The 15707-nt window shown below is 68.9% G+C and carries 16 protein-coding genes; 10 read left to right on the top strand and 6 right to left on the bottom strand.

Annotated features, from left to right (window positions below; translation table 11 throughout):
• Positions 1-23 precede the first annotated feature (23 nt).
• Positions 24-464 carry a nuclear transport factor 2 family protein gene (locus tag ATK36_RS18900; protein WP_342752037.1) on the bottom strand — a complete coding sequence of 147 codons (441 nt, stop codon included), beginning with the start codon at positions 462-464 and terminating at the stop codon, positions 24-26.
• Positions 465-610: 146 nt separating this feature from the next.
• On the opposite strand from ATK36_RS18900, the gene ATK36_RS18905 reads away from it, so the two are divergent.
• Positions 611-1258: a DedA family protein gene (locus ATK36_RS18905; RefSeq protein ID WP_098512757.1), complete on the top strand. Its 648-nt coding sequence runs from the start codon at positions 611-613 to the stop codon at positions 1256-1258.
• Between the two features lie 156 nt (positions 1259-1414).
• Entirely contained in the window at positions 1415-2332 is a 918-nt protein-coding gene (locus ATK36_RS18910; RefSeq protein ID WP_098512758.1) for an SDR family oxidoreductase, read from the top strand.
• Between the two features lie 178 nt (positions 2333-2510).
• Here the strand turns inward: ATK36_RS18910 and leuA are convergent, their stop codons facing one another.
• Positions 2511-4295: a 2-isopropylmalate synthase gene (gene leuA / locus ATK36_RS18915; protein WP_170069803.1), complete on the bottom strand. Its 1785-nt coding sequence runs from the start codon at positions 4293-4295 to the stop codon at positions 2511-2513.
• A gap of 243 nt (positions 4296-4538) precedes the next feature.
• Between leuA and ATK36_RS18920 the strand changes: the two genes are divergently transcribed.
• From ATK36_RS18920 to ATK36_RS18930, 3 genes are all read left to right on the top strand, one after another.
• A complete protein-coding gene (locus ATK36_RS18920; RefSeq protein ID WP_098512760.1) occupies positions 4539-4916 on the top strand; it encodes a hypothetical protein in 378 nt (125 codons plus the stop codon).
• A 111-nt stretch (positions 4917-5027) separates the two neighbouring features.
• Positions 5028-5168: a 3-oxoadipyl-CoA thiolase gene (locus ATK36_RS18925; protein WP_098512761.1), complete on the top strand. Its 141-nt coding sequence runs from the start codon at positions 5028-5030 to the stop codon at positions 5166-5168.
• Positions 5169-5231: 63 nt separating this feature from the next.
• Positions 5232-5930 carry a TetR/AcrR family transcriptional regulator gene (locus ATK36_RS18930; protein ID WP_170069804.1) on the top strand — a complete coding sequence of 233 codons (699 nt, stop codon included), beginning with the start codon at positions 5232-5234 and terminating at the stop codon, positions 5928-5930.
• 204 nt (positions 5931-6134) lie between these two features.
• Here ATK36_RS18930 and ATK36_RS18935 read toward each other — a convergent pair whose 3' ends face one another.
• Positions 6135-6725, bottom strand: a complete 591-nt coding sequence (locus ATK36_RS18935; protein WP_211291902.1) for a nitroreductase family protein — start codon at positions 6723-6725, stop codon at positions 6135-6137.
• 233 nt (positions 6726-6958) lie between these two features.
• On the opposite strand from ATK36_RS18935, the gene ATK36_RS18940 reads away from it, so the two are divergent.
• Both ATK36_RS18940 and ATK36_RS18945 read left to right on the top strand, forming a co-directional pair.
• A complete protein-coding gene (locus tag ATK36_RS18940) occupies positions 6959-8224 on the top strand; it encodes an aspartate kinase (protein ID WP_098512764.1) in 1266 nt (421 codons plus the stop codon).
• Entirely contained in the window at positions 8224-9261 is a 1038-nt protein-coding gene (locus ATK36_RS18945; RefSeq protein ID WP_211291903.1) for an aspartate-semialdehyde dehydrogenase, read from the top strand. The genes ATK36_RS18940 and ATK36_RS18945 overlap by 1 nt, the downstream gene beginning before the upstream one ends.
• A gap of 297 nt (positions 9262-9558) precedes the next feature.
• Here ATK36_RS18945 and ATK36_RS18950 read toward each other — a convergent pair whose 3' ends face one another.
• Positions 9559-10059, bottom strand: coding sequence for a hypothetical protein (locus ATK36_RS18950; protein ID WP_098512766.1), 501 nt, complete (start codon positions 10057-10059; stop codon positions 9559-9561).
• Between the two features lie 142 nt (positions 10060-10201).
• Here ATK36_RS18950 and ATK36_RS18955 point away from each other — a divergent pair, with 142 nt between their 5' ends.
• Positions 10202-11392, top strand: coding sequence for an RtcB family protein (locus ATK36_RS18955; RefSeq protein ID WP_098512767.1), 1191 nt, complete (start codon positions 10202-10204; stop codon positions 11390-11392).
• 58 nt (positions 11393-11450) lie between these two features.
• Positions 11451-11828 (top strand): hypothetical protein, encoded by a 378-nt coding sequence (locus ATK36_RS18960; RefSeq protein ID WP_098512768.1) that lies wholly within the window; start codon positions 11451-11453, stop codon positions 11826-11828.
• 12 nt (positions 11829-11840) lie between these two features.
• Here the strand turns inward: ATK36_RS18960 and ATK36_RS18965 are convergent, their stop codons facing one another.
• Positions 11841-13052, bottom strand: coding sequence for an MFS transporter (locus ATK36_RS18965; RefSeq protein ID WP_386998520.1), 1212 nt, complete (start codon positions 13050-13052; stop codon positions 11841-11843).
• Between the two features lie 921 nt (positions 13053-13973).
• On the opposite strand from ATK36_RS18965, the gene ATK36_RS18970 reads away from it, so the two are divergent.
• Positions 13974-14504, top strand: coding sequence for a hypothetical protein (locus ATK36_RS18970; protein WP_098512769.1), 531 nt, complete (start codon positions 13974-13976; stop codon positions 14502-14504).
• A gap of 58 nt (positions 14505-14562) precedes the next feature.
• Here ATK36_RS18970 and ATK36_RS18975 read toward each other — a convergent pair whose 3' ends face one another.
• Positions 14563-15624, bottom strand: a complete 1062-nt coding sequence (locus ATK36_RS18975) for an alpha/beta hydrolase (protein WP_098512770.1) — start codon at positions 15622-15624, stop codon at positions 14563-14565.
• Positions 15625-15707 lie beyond the last annotated feature (83 nt).

Genomic DNA, 15707 nt, shown 5'->3' on the forward strand with positions numbered 1-15707 from the left:
CCGTCCGGCGCGACGGCTCCCGCTCAGGGCTGGAGGTCGACCGCGGCGCGCATCGTGCCGTCCATGGAGAACGGCGTCGAGTTGTGCTCGTGCACGATGCGCCAGCCGTCGTCGCCGTGGCGCAGGACCAGTGTGCTGCGGCACCACGGCGTGAACGGTTCGCTCGCCCCCTGTGACACGGCGGACACCTTCGCCAGTGCGGTCACCACGGCCAGCTCACCCGAAGTGGTGGTGGCTTCGTCGTGATACGTGTAGGAAACCGGGCTCGCGAACGAGCCGAACCACTGCGTGAGGTACTCCGCGGAGTGCGTAGCGGCGGCGCGAGGTCGAACTTCACCGCGCCGGGGGCGTGGCCGGCCCCCAGCCGTGCCGGGTCCTTCGCCTGCATCGCGGCGGTGCGCTCGGCCAGCAGTTCGCGGATCTCTTGCTCGGACCGGGGTTGCCTTCCGCAAGACATCCGACAAACGCCGTTTTTGTATGTTATGTCCAGAAAAATCTGTCTCAAGATGGACCCCACCCCCGACTGAAGGGTGACGCCGGTCGGTGGCGGTCCCCGGTACGCTGCTCAGTACCGGTATGTAACAGGCGAAAAGCAGGGAGTTTGGCGCACGTGAGTATCGAGCACTGGCTGGAGGCGATTCCGCCCATCTCGGTCTACCTGCTGGTCGGCCTCGTGGTGATGATCGAGAGCCTCGGCGTCCCGCTGCCCGGCGAGATCGTGCTGGTGAGCGCGGCGCTGCTGGCGTCCTCGCACGCCGGTCTGAACCCGCTGTGGATCGGCGGACTGGCCACCGCGGGCGCGATCATCGGCGACAGTATCGGCTATGTGATCGGGCGCAAGGGCGGCAAACGGCTCTTCGCCTGGGCGGGCCGCAAGTTCCCCAAGCATTTCGGCCCGTCCCATATCGCGAACGCCGAACGGATGTTCCAGAAGCGCGGGATGTGGGCGGTGTTCTTCGGCCGCTTCGTCGCGGTCCTGCGCATCCTGGCCGGTCCGCTCGCCGGTTCGCTGAACATGCACTACCCGCGCTTCTTCATCGCGAACGCGCTGGGCGGGATCGTGTGGGCGGGTGGCACCACGGCGTTGATCTACTACCTCGGTGTGGTCGCGGACCAGTGGCTGAAGGGCTTCCAGTGGGCCGCGCTCGGCGTGGCGCTGGTGATCGGCGTGGTGGTCACCATCGTGCTGAAGAAGCGGATGAGCCGCGCGCACCCGGAGGAGCACGAGACCACGGAGAAGAACGACGCGGTCGCCTGAATCGCAAACTGTGAAGGGGCCCTTCACGGACTCTGAGTCTGTGAAGGGCCCCTTCACAGCATTACCTCGGCGGACGCGTTCCCTCGAAAAACCCGGACGTAAGCTGTCCGGGTTTCCGGGGAAGCTGGTGTTCAGCCGACGAAGGGAAGCATCGAGATGAGCGGGGAACTGTCCGGCAAGGTCGCACTGGTGGCCGGTGGCACACGCGGGGCGAGCCGGGCGATCGCGGTCGAGCTCGGCCGGGCCGGGGCGCAGGTCTACGTGACCGGCCGCAGCAGCCGGGCCGGGAAGTCCGAAGTGGACCGTCCGGAGACGATCGAGGGCACGGTGGAGCTGATCGAGGCGGCCGGCGGCAAGGGCACCGCGGTGCGGGTCGATCACCTGGACAGCGCCGAGGTGGCCGCGCTCGCGGCGCGGATCGAGGCCGAGCACGGCCGGCTGGATCTGCTCGTCGACGGGATCTGGGGTGGTGATCCCCAACTGGAGTGGGGCAAACCGGTCTGGGCGCACGCGCTGGACAAGAGCCTGCGGATGATCCGGCTGGCGATCGACGCGCACCTGATCACCAGCCACCACCTGCTGCCGCTGCTGATCCGCCGCCCGGGTGGGCTGGTGGTCGAGCTGACCGACGGCACCGCCGAGTACAACGCCGCCTACCGCAAGGGCACCGCACTTTCCTACTACCTGGCCAAAGCGGCCGCGCATCCGCTGGCGGCCGGGGAGGCGGCGGAGCTGGCGGAGTACGGCTGCCACGCGGTCGCGTTCACGCCGGGCTGGCTGCGTTCGGAAGCGATGCTCGACATTTACGGTGTCACCGAAGAGAACTGGCGTGAGGCGACCGCCCGTCAGCCGCATTTCGCGATCTCCGAGACGCCGACCTTCGCGGGGCGTACGGTTGCTGCGCTGGCCGCTGATCCGGATCGTGGCCGCTGGAGTGGTCAGACTGTCTCAAGTGGACAGTTGGCGGCGGTGTACGGGATTGACGACGTGGATGGCAGCCGCCCGGATGCGTGGCGGTATGTGGTGGAAGTGCAGGACACCGGAAAGCCCGCGGACGTGACCGGCTACCGCTGAGTCACCGGTTCCGCTCGGCCAGCATCCGGCCCACCGCGGCGACCAGCCGTTCGGCGCGCATTACCCGGGTCCCGAAGCTTGGCGCCCAGACTGAAGTCCGTGAAGGGGCCCTTCACGGACTCTGAGTCCGTCAAGGGCCCCTGCACAGCCATACCGCAACCAGAGCATCGGGCGTGGATCAGCGGTGTGCCCGGTTGACCGCGCTGACCACCGCGCGCAGCGAAGCGGCGACGATCGACGGGTCCACGCCCACGCCCCAGAACACGCGGTCGGAGATCGCGCATTCGATGTAGGACGCGGCCCGCGAGTCGTCGCCGGGGCTGAGCGTGTGCTCGCTGTAGTCCAGCAGCCGCAGGTCGTAGCCCACAGTGGACAGTGCGTCGAAGAACGCCGCGATCGGGCCGTTGCCGCGGCCGGTGATCTCGTGTTCGTCGCCCTCGACCCGCACCGTGGCCTCGATGTCGTACTCGCCGCCGCCGTTGTCGGTGACTCGCTGCTTGACCAGCTCCAGCGGGGTGGCGGGGTCCAGGTACTCGGCGGAGAACGCGTGCCACATCGTCGCCGGGGCGACCTCGCCGCCCTCGGTGTCGGTGTAGGCCTGCACCACCTTGGAGAACTCGATCTGCAGCCGCCGCGGCAGGTCCAGCTGGTGCTCGGCCTTCATGATGTAGGCCACGCCACCCTTGCCGGACTGCGAATTCACCCGGATCACGGCCTCGTAGCTGCGGCCGACGTCCTTCGGGTCGATCGGCAGGTACGGCACCTCCCAGGCGAACTCCTCGACCGGCGTGCCCGCCTTGCCCGCGGCGTCCTTCAGTGCGTCCAGGCCCTTGTTGATCGCGTCCTGGTGGCTGCCGGAGAACGCGGTGAACACCAGGTCCCCGCCCCACGGCGAACGCTCGTGCACCGGCAGCTGGTTGCAGTATTCGACGGTCCGCTTGATCTCGTCCATGTCGGAGAAGTCGATCTGCGGGTCGATGCCCTGGCTGTAGAGGTTCATGCCCAGCGCGACCAGATCCACGTTGCCGGTGCGCTCGCCGTTGCCGAACAGGCAGCCCTCGATCCGGTCCGCGCCCGCCTGGTACCCCAGCTCGGCCGCGGCGATGCCGGTGCCGCGGTCGTTGTGCGGGTGCAGCGAGAGAATCACCGAGTCACGGCGGGCCAGGTTTCGGCTCATCCACTCGATCGAGTCGGCGTACACGTTCGGGGTGGCCATCTCGACGGTGGCCGGCAGGTTGAGGATCACCGGCTTTTCCGGCGAGGGCTGCCAGATCCCGGTGACCGCGTCGCAGACCTCGACCGCGTAGGACAGCTCGGTGCCGGTGTAGGACTCCGGCGAGTACTGGAAGCGGAAGTCCGTGTCCGGCTGCTTCGCCGCCAGTTCGGCCACCATTTCCGCACCCTGCGTGGCGATCTTCTTGATGCCTTCGCGCTCCTCGCGGAACACCACGCGGCGCTGCAGGATCGAGGTCGAGTTGTAGATGTGCACGATGGCCCGCGGCGCGCCTTCGAGCGCCTGGAAGGTGCGCTCGATCAGCTCCGGGCGGCACTGGCTCAGCACCTGGATGTGCACGTCCTCCGGGATCGCGCCCTCTTCGATGATCTCGCGGACGAAGTCGAAGTCGGTCTGCGAAGCGGCCGGGAAGCCGACCTCGATCTCCTTGTAGCCCATGCGGACCAGCAGGTCGAAGAACTTGCGCTTGCGCGCGGGCGACATCGGGTCGATCAGCGCCTGGTTGCCGTCGCGCAGGTCGACCGCGCACCACAGCGGGGCACGCTCGATGCGCTTGGCCGGCCAGGTGCGGTCGGGCAGGTCGATGTTCTCCACCAGCTGGTGCCACGGCCGGTAGCGATGCACCGGCATGGACGTGCCGCGCTGGGTGTTCCAGGACGGTTGCCCGGCGGGCGCGGGACGTGAGGGCTTGCGAATACGGCTGGTGGACGTGCGGGGATCGGTGCTCATTGCTGGGAATTCTCCTGAGGAGGGGTGCGGTTGACCGGCACCACGAAGCCCCGCGACGAGGAGCCGGTCCGATCAGGCCCCGTCGCGGCAGCGAAGCAGGAGAGCGCAAGCCACGGGCACACCATAACCATGAGCAGGGCCGATTGGGAAGCCGGTGGTGCGATCGAACTGTGACCTCCCGGTGCACGTCCGGGGGTTACCCGCGGGTAGCGGCAGGCTCGGCGACGTGCCATGCTTCCCGGCATGGGCGAGCACACGGAGGCGGCGCAGAAGGAGGAAACCGAGGCGCGTGCGAAGCGGGCTCCGGTGAACTGGCGCCGCACCCGGGAGCAGGCGTGCGGCTTCCTTGCCTCACTCGTGCGCTGGACCGGCCTGGCCTTCGCCGCGATTCTGGTGCTGCACGTGATCTTCGTGATCGGCTCGGCCAACACGGCCAACGGCATCGTCTCGTTCGTCTCCAGCTGGGCCGGCGGCCTGTCACTCGGCTTCCGCGACCTGTTCACCCCGAGCGACGAGAAGCTGCGTGTCCTGGTGAACTTCGGGATCGCGGCGATCTTCTGGCTGATCGTGTCCGGCCTGCTGGCGAGGATCCTCCGCCGCATCGGTGGCGCGGGCGCCTGAACGGCCAGGGGGCACGGCGGTCACCTGTCCCTTGACCCCCGGGCGGATGCGCGCGTTTCCCTTGGGGGACAAGGAAAGCGTGCTGCATCCGGGCGACGGCCTCGTTGCGGTATGGGTCACCCCTTCGAGGCATTCGGGATTCGCCGGTTCGCAGACCTCGCGCACCATCTGCAGACGCGGCCGGGGCTGGGGCTGCCGGTGATGTGCTGCGCCGGCGGGATCGGGACCGGCACCCTGCTGGAGGCGGCATAACGCGGCGGGCTGGTGATTGGGTGGCGCTACGGCATGCGGGCGGGAAGGAGGTGCCCGGCTAGGATGACGACCGTGGGTTCTCCAGGGCGGCGCCGGATCGACGAGATCGGCGACGAGAGTCGTCGGCGGATTCTTGATGCTGCCGAGGAGCTGTTCGCGGAGCGTGGGTTCGACCGCACGTCGTTCATCGACATCTCCGAGCGTTCCGGCATCAGCCGGGGCAGTATCCCGTGGCATTTCAAGAACAAGGATGGCCTCATGGTGGCCGTCGTCGAACGCGCCATGGACCGGTTCAGGGAGTCGGTGCGTTTCGACGACGCGCTGCCGGAGTTGGCCGAAGTCTTCCAGGACTACGCGAAATGGGTGCGGGGCGGCCAGCCGACGCTGCTGTTCATGATGCTGACCGAGGCGCTGGGCAGCGCCGGCGGTGTCCGCGCCCAGTACCAGGAGTTCTTCGCACGCAGTCGCAAGGGCCTCGAACTGTGGTTGCGGGTTCAGCGGCCCGAGGGCGTCGATCCGGCGTTCGCGGCCAAGCAGGAGCGGGACTTCGCGTCCGCGGTCCATGGGGCGATTCTGGGCATCCACCTCGGGGCGCTGATCGACCCAGACGGGGTGGATCTCGACGGATCGTTGCGCGCGATGGCATGCCTGCTGGGCAGGAACGTCGCGGATGTGTGGCGGGAGCAGCCCGCGCCCGCCAAAGTGCGGGCAGGCGCCGCGAACAAGCGCAACGGTACGGGTTCGCGCAAACGCCGCTCCTGAGTCTTCCCGTCGGTAGCGGCGCCATTCGCGAACGCGTCCGCCCGCGCTTTGGTGCGCCATTCCACCCCGGTTGCGTATTCCCGGTCGGGGTGACAGCGTCACCTCTGTATCATTCAACATAGAGTTGGTGACTTTGTTCGCCACGGAGGTGCCGAGCTGAAGTAGCAGTGATTACGCCGTTGTCGGTCATCCGTGTGGGTGGCGTCACAACGCCGGCGTCCCCCACCCGTCCCCGAAGGCGAACTCCGCCAGCGGCAGCCGCCGCCGGGGCGCCAGCTCCCGTTCCACCCGCTTCGGGTCGTCCAGCACCGAAGCGTTCGCCGCGGACCCCACCGCGATCGCGACCCGCGGTATGGCGTCCTCGGGCAGGCCGAACGACGTGCGCACCGCGTCCGGGGAGAAGCCCGCCATCTGGTGCCCGATCAGACCGAGGTCGACCGCCTGCAGCACGAGGTTTTCGCTGGCCAGGCCCAGTCCGTACTCGGCGTAGGGCACCTCGCCCTTCTCGTTCGCGGTCACCATCACCCCGACCAGCAGGGCGCTGGCGCGAAACGCCCAGGCCTGGTTGCCGGAGTTGAGCGCCGCCAGGATACGGGCGAACGCCTGGTCGCCGCGGCGGCCCACGAGGTAGCGCGCGGGCTGGGTGTTGCCGAAGGACGGCGCCCAGCGCGCGGCCTCCAGCAACGCGGTCAGCTGCGCGTCGGTGATCGTGGCCGTCTCGTCGTAGGCACGGGGGCTCCAGCGCTCGGCAATGGCCGGCGCGACGGGGACGCTCGTCTCGGCAGGTTTACGCACGCTGCGCACGGTAGTCCCCCGGTAGTGCGCTCTATCACTCCGGCGGAAGCTCTCCGAGTATTCCGCTGGCGTCAAGGAAGATTTACTTCCGAACGGCGCTGCCGGGGCGGCCTGCATCACTCGATGGGGTGGCGGGTGGAGGCCGCGCCGGTAGGCTTTGTCCAAATGAAGGGACGCGGGGGCTCCTCGGTGCCCGCCAAGGAGCAGACCCGGCCCGTCAAGGAGGTTCGGGCGTGGCCCTCGTGGTCCAGAAGTACGGCGGGTCGTCGCTGGAAAGTGCCGACCGGATCAAGCGCGTGGCGGAACGCATCGTCGCCACCAAGAAAGCCGGCAACGACGTGGTGGTCGTCTGCTCCGCGATGGGTGACACCACCGACGAGCTGCTCGATCTGGCCCAGCAGGTGAATCCGGCGCCACCGGAACGGGAAATGGACATGCTGCTCACCGCCGGTGAGCGCATTTCGAACGCGCTGGTCGCGATGGCCATTTCCGCGCAGGGCGCGCAGGCCTGGTCGTTCACCGGTTCGCAGGCGGGCGTGGTCACCACGTCGGTGCACGGCAATGCACGCATCATCGACGTCACGCCGAGCCGCGTCACCGAGGCGCTGGAACAGGGTTACGTCGCGCTGGTCGCCGGTTTCCAGGGCGTGGCACAGGACACCAAGGACATCACCACCCTCGGCCGCGGTGGTTCGGACACCACCGCGGTGGCGCTCGCCGCCGCGCTGAACGCGGACGCCTGCGAGATCTATTCCGATGTGGACGGTGTGTACACGGCCGATCCGCGAATCGTGCCGGACGCGCGGAAACTCGACACCATCCCGTATGAGGAGATGCTCGAACTGGCGGCGAGCGGGTCGAAGATCCTGCACCTGCGTTCGGTCGAGTACGCGCGCCGTTACGGTGTGCCGATCCGAGTCCGTTCTTCCTACAGCGACAAACCGGGCACCACGGTGGCCGGATCGATCGAGGAGATCCCCGTGGAACAAGCGCTGATCACCGGTGTGGCACACGACCGCTCGGAGGCCAAGATCACGGTCACCGGGGTGCCGGATCACGCGGGCGCCGCGGGCAAGATCTTCCGCGTGGTCGCGGACGCCGAGATCGACATCGACATGGTGCTGCAGAACGTGTCCAGCACGTCCTCGGGCCGCACCGACATCACCTTCACGCTGTCGAAGGCCAACGGGGCCAAGGCTGTCAAGGAACTGGAACGGACCAAGGCGGAGATCGGCTTCGACTCGGTGCTCTACGACGATCACGTCGGCAAGGTCTCGCTGGTCGGCGCGGGCATGCGGTCGCACCCCGGGGTCACCGCGACGTTCTGCGAGGCGCTGGCCACCGCGGGCGTGAACATCGAGATCATCAACACCTCGGAGATCCGCATCTCGGTGCTGATCCGGGACGCGCAGCTGGACGAGGCGGTGCGGGCGATCCACGAGGCGTTCGAACTCGGCGGCGACGAAGAGGCCGTCGTCTACGCGGGGAGTGGTCGCTGATGGCCGGGCTGCGGATCGGCGTGGTCGGGGCCACCGGCCAGGTCGGCGGCGTAATGCGCAAGCTGCTCGCCGAGCGGGATTTCCCGGTCGAGCAGATCCGGTACTTCGCCTCGGCCCGCTCGGCCGGGAAGGTGCTGCCTTGGCGCGGGCAGGAGATCACGGTGGAGGACACCGAGACCGCCGATCCGTCCGGTGTGGACATTGCGCTGTTCTCCGCCGGTGGCGCCACCTCGCGGGCACAGGCACCGCGGTTCGCCGCGGCGGGCGCGCTGGTGATCGACAATTCCTCGGCCTACCGCGGGGATCCGGACGTGCCGCTGGTGGTCAGCGAGGTCAACCCGGAGGCGATCAAGGAGGCACGCAAGGGGATCGTCGCGAACCCCAACTGCACCACCATGGCCGCGATGCCGGTGCTCAAGCCATTGCACGACGAGGCGGGCCTGCGGCGGCTGATCGCGAGCACCTACCAGGCGGTGTCCGGCAGTGGACTGGCCGGCGTGGACGAACTGGCCGCGCAGGTGAACGCGGTCGCCTCGCGGGCGGCCGGGCTCACCCACGACGGGTCCGCTGTGGACTTTCCGGCGCCGGCCAAGTACGTCGCGCCGATCGCGTTCAACGTGCTGCCGATGGCGGGCTCGGTGGTCGGCGACGGGACCGCGGAGACCGACGAGGAACAGAAGCTGCGCAACGAAAGCCGCAAGATCCTCGGTATTCCGGACCTGCTGGTGTCCGGTACCTGCGTGCGGGTCCCGGTGTTCACCGGGCACGCGTTGTCGGTGAACGTGGAATTCGCCCGGCCGATCTCGCCGGAACGAGCCACCGAACTGCTCGCGCACGCACCGGGCGTGCAGCTGACCGACGTGCCGACGCCGTTGCAGGCCGCCGGTGCCGACCCGAGTTTCGTCGGCCGTATCCGCACCGATGCGAGCGTGCCGGACGGCCGGGGCCTCGCGTTGTTCCTGGCCGCGGACAACCTCCGCAAGGGCGCCGCGCTGAACGCGGTGCAGATCGCCGAATTGGTCGCCCAGAACCGTTGAGCCGAAAACAGAACCGCCCGGCCCCGAGCGCAGCAGGGTCCCGGCAAAGTTGGTCGGGGACCCGTGATCAGCAGAGAGCCGTGGCTGCCGCGTCATCATCGGCGGTACCTGCCCTCTTCATCGATTCGCCCGGCAGCAGGCGAAGCTGAGGTGTTCGAGATACGCGACCACCTCGTGGTGTGCGCCGGACCTGTCTCGGGTCTGTGAAGGGCCCCTTCACAGACCTCCGCGGTCTGCGCATGGCCCCTCACACCGACTTTGCCGACACCCTGCCGAGCGCAGGGGCCGGGCGGTTCTTCACTTCCGCGATTTCGGCTGCCGGGGACGGATCGGCCGCATCCCGAACGCCGCCCGCATTTCCGGCTTCTGCCACGGCCGCAGCACGCTCTGCATCAGGAAGCCCCACAGGATCAGCCCGACCGGCGCACCCGCGGCACCCCCGGAGCCCTTGCTGAGGGTCAAGGAGAGGATCGTGCTGATCAGCAATACCGCCATAAAGGCGCATTCCAGCCAGATGATCGCCATCGCGATCGCGCGTTCGCGCCTGCCGAGCAGCACACTGCACACCACCAGCGCGATGAGCAGCACCGTGTTCACCGAGATGATCACCAGCGGCCAGACGACGCTGCCGGCGTCGTCCGTGCGTGTGGCCAGATATCCGACCAGGACGGCGAGCGCGAGATAGAGCACGGCCTGGCCGGTGATGGCCAGGCGGATCGTCCGGATCCCGCGGTGCACTTCCTGTTCCGCGTTCTCGCCGGACCTGGGCGCGGGCTGGTAGGGGTTCGGCTGGACCACGACGGGGACCACCTCTCTCGGCTGTGACCGGCCAAGGGAACCACAGATGCCACGGGAGGGGTCCCGTATGCGAAAACCCGTTGTCGCCCTCGCTCCGTCCCGGAATGCTGAGGGGGAGAATCCTAGTCAGGAAAGGGAAGTCATGTACACGGCAGTGGGCGGTGCGCGGGTGGAGATCCGGATGTGGGCGGACCCCGCATCGGTAGAGGATCAGGCGATGCGCCAGCTCCGGAATGTGGCGAATCTGCCGTGGGTGCACGGTGTCGCGGTGATGCCGGACGTGCACTACGGGAAGGGCGCCACGGTCGGCAGCGTGATCGCGATGCGCGACGCGGTGTCCCCGGCCGCGGTCGGCGTGGACATCGGCTGCGGGATGAGCGCGGTACGCACCTCGCTGACGGCGGCCGACCTGCCCGAAGACCTCGGCAAGCTGCGTCGGCGGATCGAATCGGCCGTGCCGGTCGGGTTCAGCCTGCACAAGACGCCGGTGAACCCGGCCAAGGTGCACGGCGTGGGCGGCTGGGAGCAGTTCTGGAGTGCGTTCGGCGAGCTGCACGAGGGGGTACAGGGCCTGCACAGCAGGGCCGCGCGGCAGATCGGCAGCCTCGGCGGCGGCAACCACTTCATCGAGGTCTGCCTGGAGCAGGGCGGCGCCGACGAGGGCCGGGTCTGGCTGATGCTGCACTCCGGTTCGCGCAACATCGGCAAGGAGCTGGCGGAGCGGCACATGGCGGTCGCGCGGAAGCTGCCGCACAACCGTGACCTGCCGGACCCGGATCTGGCGGTGTTCGTCGCGGACACCCCGGAGATGACCGCCTACCGGCGAGACCTGTTCTGGGCGCAGGACTACGCGGCCCGCAACCGGGCGACCATGGTCGCGCTGGTGAAGCTCGCGGTCTCCGAAGTACTGCCGGGCACCACGTTCGACGACGCGATCAGCTGCCATCACAACTACGTCGCCGAGGAGCGTTACGAGGGGGCCGACCTGCTGGTCACCCGCAAGGGCGCGATCCGGGCGGGCTCGGGGGACCTCGGCATCATCCCGGGCAGCATGGGCACCGGCTCGTACATCGTGCGCGGGCTCGGCAACACCGCGTCGTTCGAGTCGGCTTCGCACGGCGCGGGCCGGCGGATGTCCCGGACCAAGGCGCGCAAGACCTTCACCGCGGAAGACCTCGCCGCGCAGACCGCGGGAGTGGAATGCCGGAAGGACGCCGGGGTGGTGGACGAGATCCCGGCTGCGTACAAGGACATCGACTCGGTGTTGCGGGCGCAGACGGATCTGGTCGAAGTGGTCGCGCACCTCAAGCAGGTGGTGTGCGTGAAGGGGTGAGCACGTCCTGCGGGCGAACCGGTGCCGGTTCGCCCGCAGGACCGCTACCCTTCCCCGTATGAAGAGGTGGGGAGCGGTCGTCGCATTGGCGATCGGGGGGATGCTGCCGGCCGGGTGCGCGGAGGTGGACTCGGCGATCGATCAGGCGAATTCGGCTGTGGACAAGGTGTCCGCGTGCACCGAGGCACTGGGCCTGACGGACCTGAACCCGCTCGTGGACCCGGCGAAGCTGGAGGCCCGCGCGGAGGACAAGGAACGCCGCCTGCGCACCCTGGCCGGCGACGTGCAGGACCAGGACGTGAAGCACGCGCTGACCGGGATGGCGGACTCGTACCTGCAGGTCCAGAAGGAACGCATCGAGGACGCCGGTGTGGTGGCCCAATGGGCCAAGCACAACCTGGCGAAGCTGGACACCCTGCGCAAGGTCTGCACCTGAGAGGCGCCCGGATCAGCGCCGGGCGCGCACGCTCGCGGCCAGCGCCGGGAGCTTCACGGGGCGGCCGCGCAAGGTCCACAGCAGGCCCAGCGCCGCCAGCAGCAGCCCACCCAGGCCGGCCGCGGCGAAGCCCCACGCCGGGCTTGCGTGGTCGATCGCGAAGCCGACCACCGGGCTGCCCGCGGCGAGCCCGAGCCGGGTGGACGCGTCTTGCAGGCCCATCGCCTCGCCGCGGACGGCGGGCGGGGCGAGCGAGCTGACGGTCTCGGTGGTCGCGGCCAGAGTCGGCGCGCACGCCAGGTTCGTCGGGATCAACGCGAGCATCAGCAGCCACCACGGCTGTTCCCACAGCCCGACCGGGATCACCAGCACCGTCAGCAGCATCACCAGCACACCCTGGGACAGCGAGCGCCGGACCCCGCCGTGCACGATGCCGCCGAGCATCGACGCTGCGCACATCACCACGATGACCAGGCCGGTCCAGCCGCCGTCACCGTGTGAGCGCAGGGAGGCCAGCGTCGCGACCTCCGTGCCGACCAGGCAGAACATCGCGCCCGCAGCGACCAGGAGGGTGGCCACCAGCCGTGCGGAGAGCCACGACCGCAGCGGAGGCCGTGTCACGCCGGCCGGGCCCGGTTCGTCCTCGTCGCGGATCGGCGGGTTCAGCAGGTAGGTCAGCAGCGAGGTGAGCCCGAACAGGACGCCGAGCCCGCTCAGCACGAGCGTCGCGGGCAACGCGGTGATGGCCGCGATCCCCGCCGCCGGGCCGATCATGAAGGTGGCCTCGACCAGGATCGTGTCCAGAGAGTAGGCCGCCCGCCGCTGCTCCGCGGGCACCAGCGCGGTCAGGATCTGCCGGGCCAGCGAACCGGCGGGCATGCACAGCAACCCCTCGGGCAGCGCACACGCCACCAGTACCGGATACGACAGGTGCGGCGCGGCGAACCAGAACGCGGTCGAGGCCGCCCCGCAGGCGGCCACGACCGGACGCAGCCCGTACCGATCGATGCACCGCCCGAGCACCGGCGCCCCGAGCGCGGTACCGAGCGTGGAAGCCGCTCCGACGACGCCCGCTTCGCCGTAGCCGCGGCCGAGATCGCTGACCACGTACAGGGTCAGCGTGACACCGGTCATGGTCAACGGCAGCCGGGCGAAGAACATCAGGATGACGGAGGAACGGACCCCTGGCATGGCCAGGATCCGGCGGTAGGGCTGGAACGGCACGTGCCCCATGAGAGCAAGAGTTGGTACGCTCGTGCAAGTTTTTTTGCCGTGCGGCCGGGCGCGTGACCCGCTCGGCGCAGCCTGACGGCCGGTCCTCTCGGCGAAATTCCGGCCTTTCACTTCGAGATGCACATCCGGCGAACTGCGTGTCCCGGCCGGAACGCGACCCGGAATACTCCCGTTCCGAACCGGAATTTCCCAGCTCGCCGTGGAAATCCGGAGGCCGGAAATCCGAGCCGGATCACCTGAATGTCTGCCGCATTTCCCCTCCGCCAGGTCGGTGCGGGCCCTCGGCCGCGGCTTCCGGGATCGGTCCCCGGTCAGGGTGTCGGCAACGTCGGTGCGAGAGGCCCTTCGCCGACCGCAGAGGTCCGTGTGAGTCCGTGAAGGGCCCCTTCACAGACCCGAGACAGGCCCCGGCGCACTCCGCGAGGTGGTCGCGTATCTCGAACACCTCCGCTTCGCCCCGCTGCCGGGCGTGATCGATCGAGATGGCAGGCGCCGTCGATGATGACGCGTCCGCCACGGCTCACTCTGCTGATCACGGGTCCTCGACCGACTTTGCCGGGACCCTGGTACCCCGGTGGCGGTGCGTGCGTGGGGGACACCCCCACTCGGCCCAGTGGCGACACGCGGTTCTCCGGAGTGACGGGGGTTATCGAGGGCGAACTTGCCCTATGTGAGTGAGTGGGCCGGTTCATTCGGGGCTCTCGGCTACCGCCAGTAATATTCGGCATCGATCCCGATGATCTCCGGGGGGATGCGCAAGTGATCTGCGTTCATCCCTTGCGGGCCTATTCCCGGCAGCCGGATTCGGCACGTAAGGGTTAGGAAAACTCACTAACCGGTGATCGGGTGGTGCCGGGCCGACACGGCGGGTATCGATTTATCCGTCAGGTCCCTAGAGGCCAGGAGGTAGGAATGACAGGCAAGATCGGGCGGATTCTCGCCGTGGTAGCCGCCGGCAGTTTGCTTGCGGTGAGTTCCTCGGGGATCGCTTCCGCGAGCCCGGCGGGTGGCAAGGGCACTTCGTCCACCCAGGCCGTCGCCGCGCAGGTGTTGCAGCTGCGCGACGACCTGACCAAGGTGGCGTACGCCGGCGACGTCGGGCTGACCAGGGGCGATCTGGAGAAACTGAGCCCGGTGCTCGGGGATCTCGCGTCCGGCAAGCGTTACCAGATCCAGTCGGAGACCCAGCAGCTCTCGTCGGCGGCCAAGGAACGCGCGGACGAGTCCAACCGGTTGCTGGCCGACCCGACGGCCACCCCACGGCAGCTGCCGCCGCTGCCCCTGCCGCCGGTCCCGGACCTGCCCGGTCCGTTGAAGATCGTGAGCGACCTGCTCAAAGCCGTGCTCGGTGCGGTGACCGGAATCCTGGGCGGCCTGCTCGGCTCGCTGCCGGTGCCGCCGCTGCCGGTGCCCGCGCTGCCCGTGCCGGTTCCGGGCAAGTAACCCGCGAGCAGCTGGGAACACCCCGTGGACGGTGCCGCCGGAAATCCGGCGCCACTGTTCACGGGGTGTTTTTCGGTCCCGCCAAAGCCTGGCGCAGCGCGCCGGCCAGCTCGGCCACGGCCTCACGGGAACGGGTGCCGATCCCGGTGAAGCTCAGGTACCCGTGGATGAGGTCGGATTGCCTGCTCAAGGCCACCGGAACGCCCGCGGCGCGCAGCTTTTCCGCGTACGCCTCGCCTTCGTCGCGCAGCGGGTCGAACCCCGCGGTGGCCACGTACGCGGGCGGCAGCCCGCTGTGATCGGGCGCGAGGAGCGGCGAAAGTCGCGGGTCCGCCCTGTCGACGCCTTCGGGCACGTAGTGCCCTTGGAACCAGGTGATCCCTGAGTCGGTCAAGAGCAGGTTCTTGCCGAACAGCATGTGCGACCGCCTTCGCGTGGTGAGATCGACGGCCGGGTAGATCAGCATCTGGAAGACCGGCGCCGGACCGCCGCGGCGGGTCGTCTCCAATGCGACGACTGCCGCCAGGTTCCCTCCCGCGCTGTCCCCACCGACGGCGATGCGGTCCGGGTCGGCGCCGAGATCCGCGGCCTTGGCGTGGGCGAAGTCGAACGCGGCTATCGCGTCATTCACCGGAACCGGGAACGGATGCTCCGGCGCCAGCCGATACTCGATCGAAAGCACCCGCACGCCGGCGTGTTTTGCGAGGTAGCGCACCGCGTTGTCGTGCGTTTCCCGGCTGCCGACCACCCAGCCGCCGCCGTGGTAGAAGACCAGCATCCCGGACGGTTCGGCCGGCCCGGCCGGGGTGTAAAAGGTGGCCGGCAGCGCGGCGCCGTCGGAGGGGATCGACACCTCGCGGGTCACGACTCCGTCGAGCCGCTTGCCGTTGATCACCTGCTGCCCGTTTTCCATTTCGGCTCTGGCCGCCTCGATCTCGCGTTCGCCGAGCCGGGTCCCGGACACCTTCTGCAACTTCAGCAGCACCTGCGCGTCGAGTGCGAGTTCTTGGCCGTCGAGGCGCACCGCCCGCCCGGCGAACAGCCTGCGCAACGGCCGGGGCAGGGCGTACACGAGCTGTGCGGCTGCAGCCTGGGCGCGGACGAGGGGCGGCTTTGCCACGGGGCCTCCTGAATGCCGGAACGCCGAGGTTACTACGAGTAGGTTTCCGGTCCGCCGCCTGTGTGATCCAGGACTCCGTCTCG

Source organism: Amycolatopsis sulphurea, assembly GCF_002564045.1.
Lineage (GTDB): Bacteria > Actinomycetota > Actinomycetes > Mycobacteriales > Pseudonocardiaceae > Amycolatopsis > Amycolatopsis sulphurea.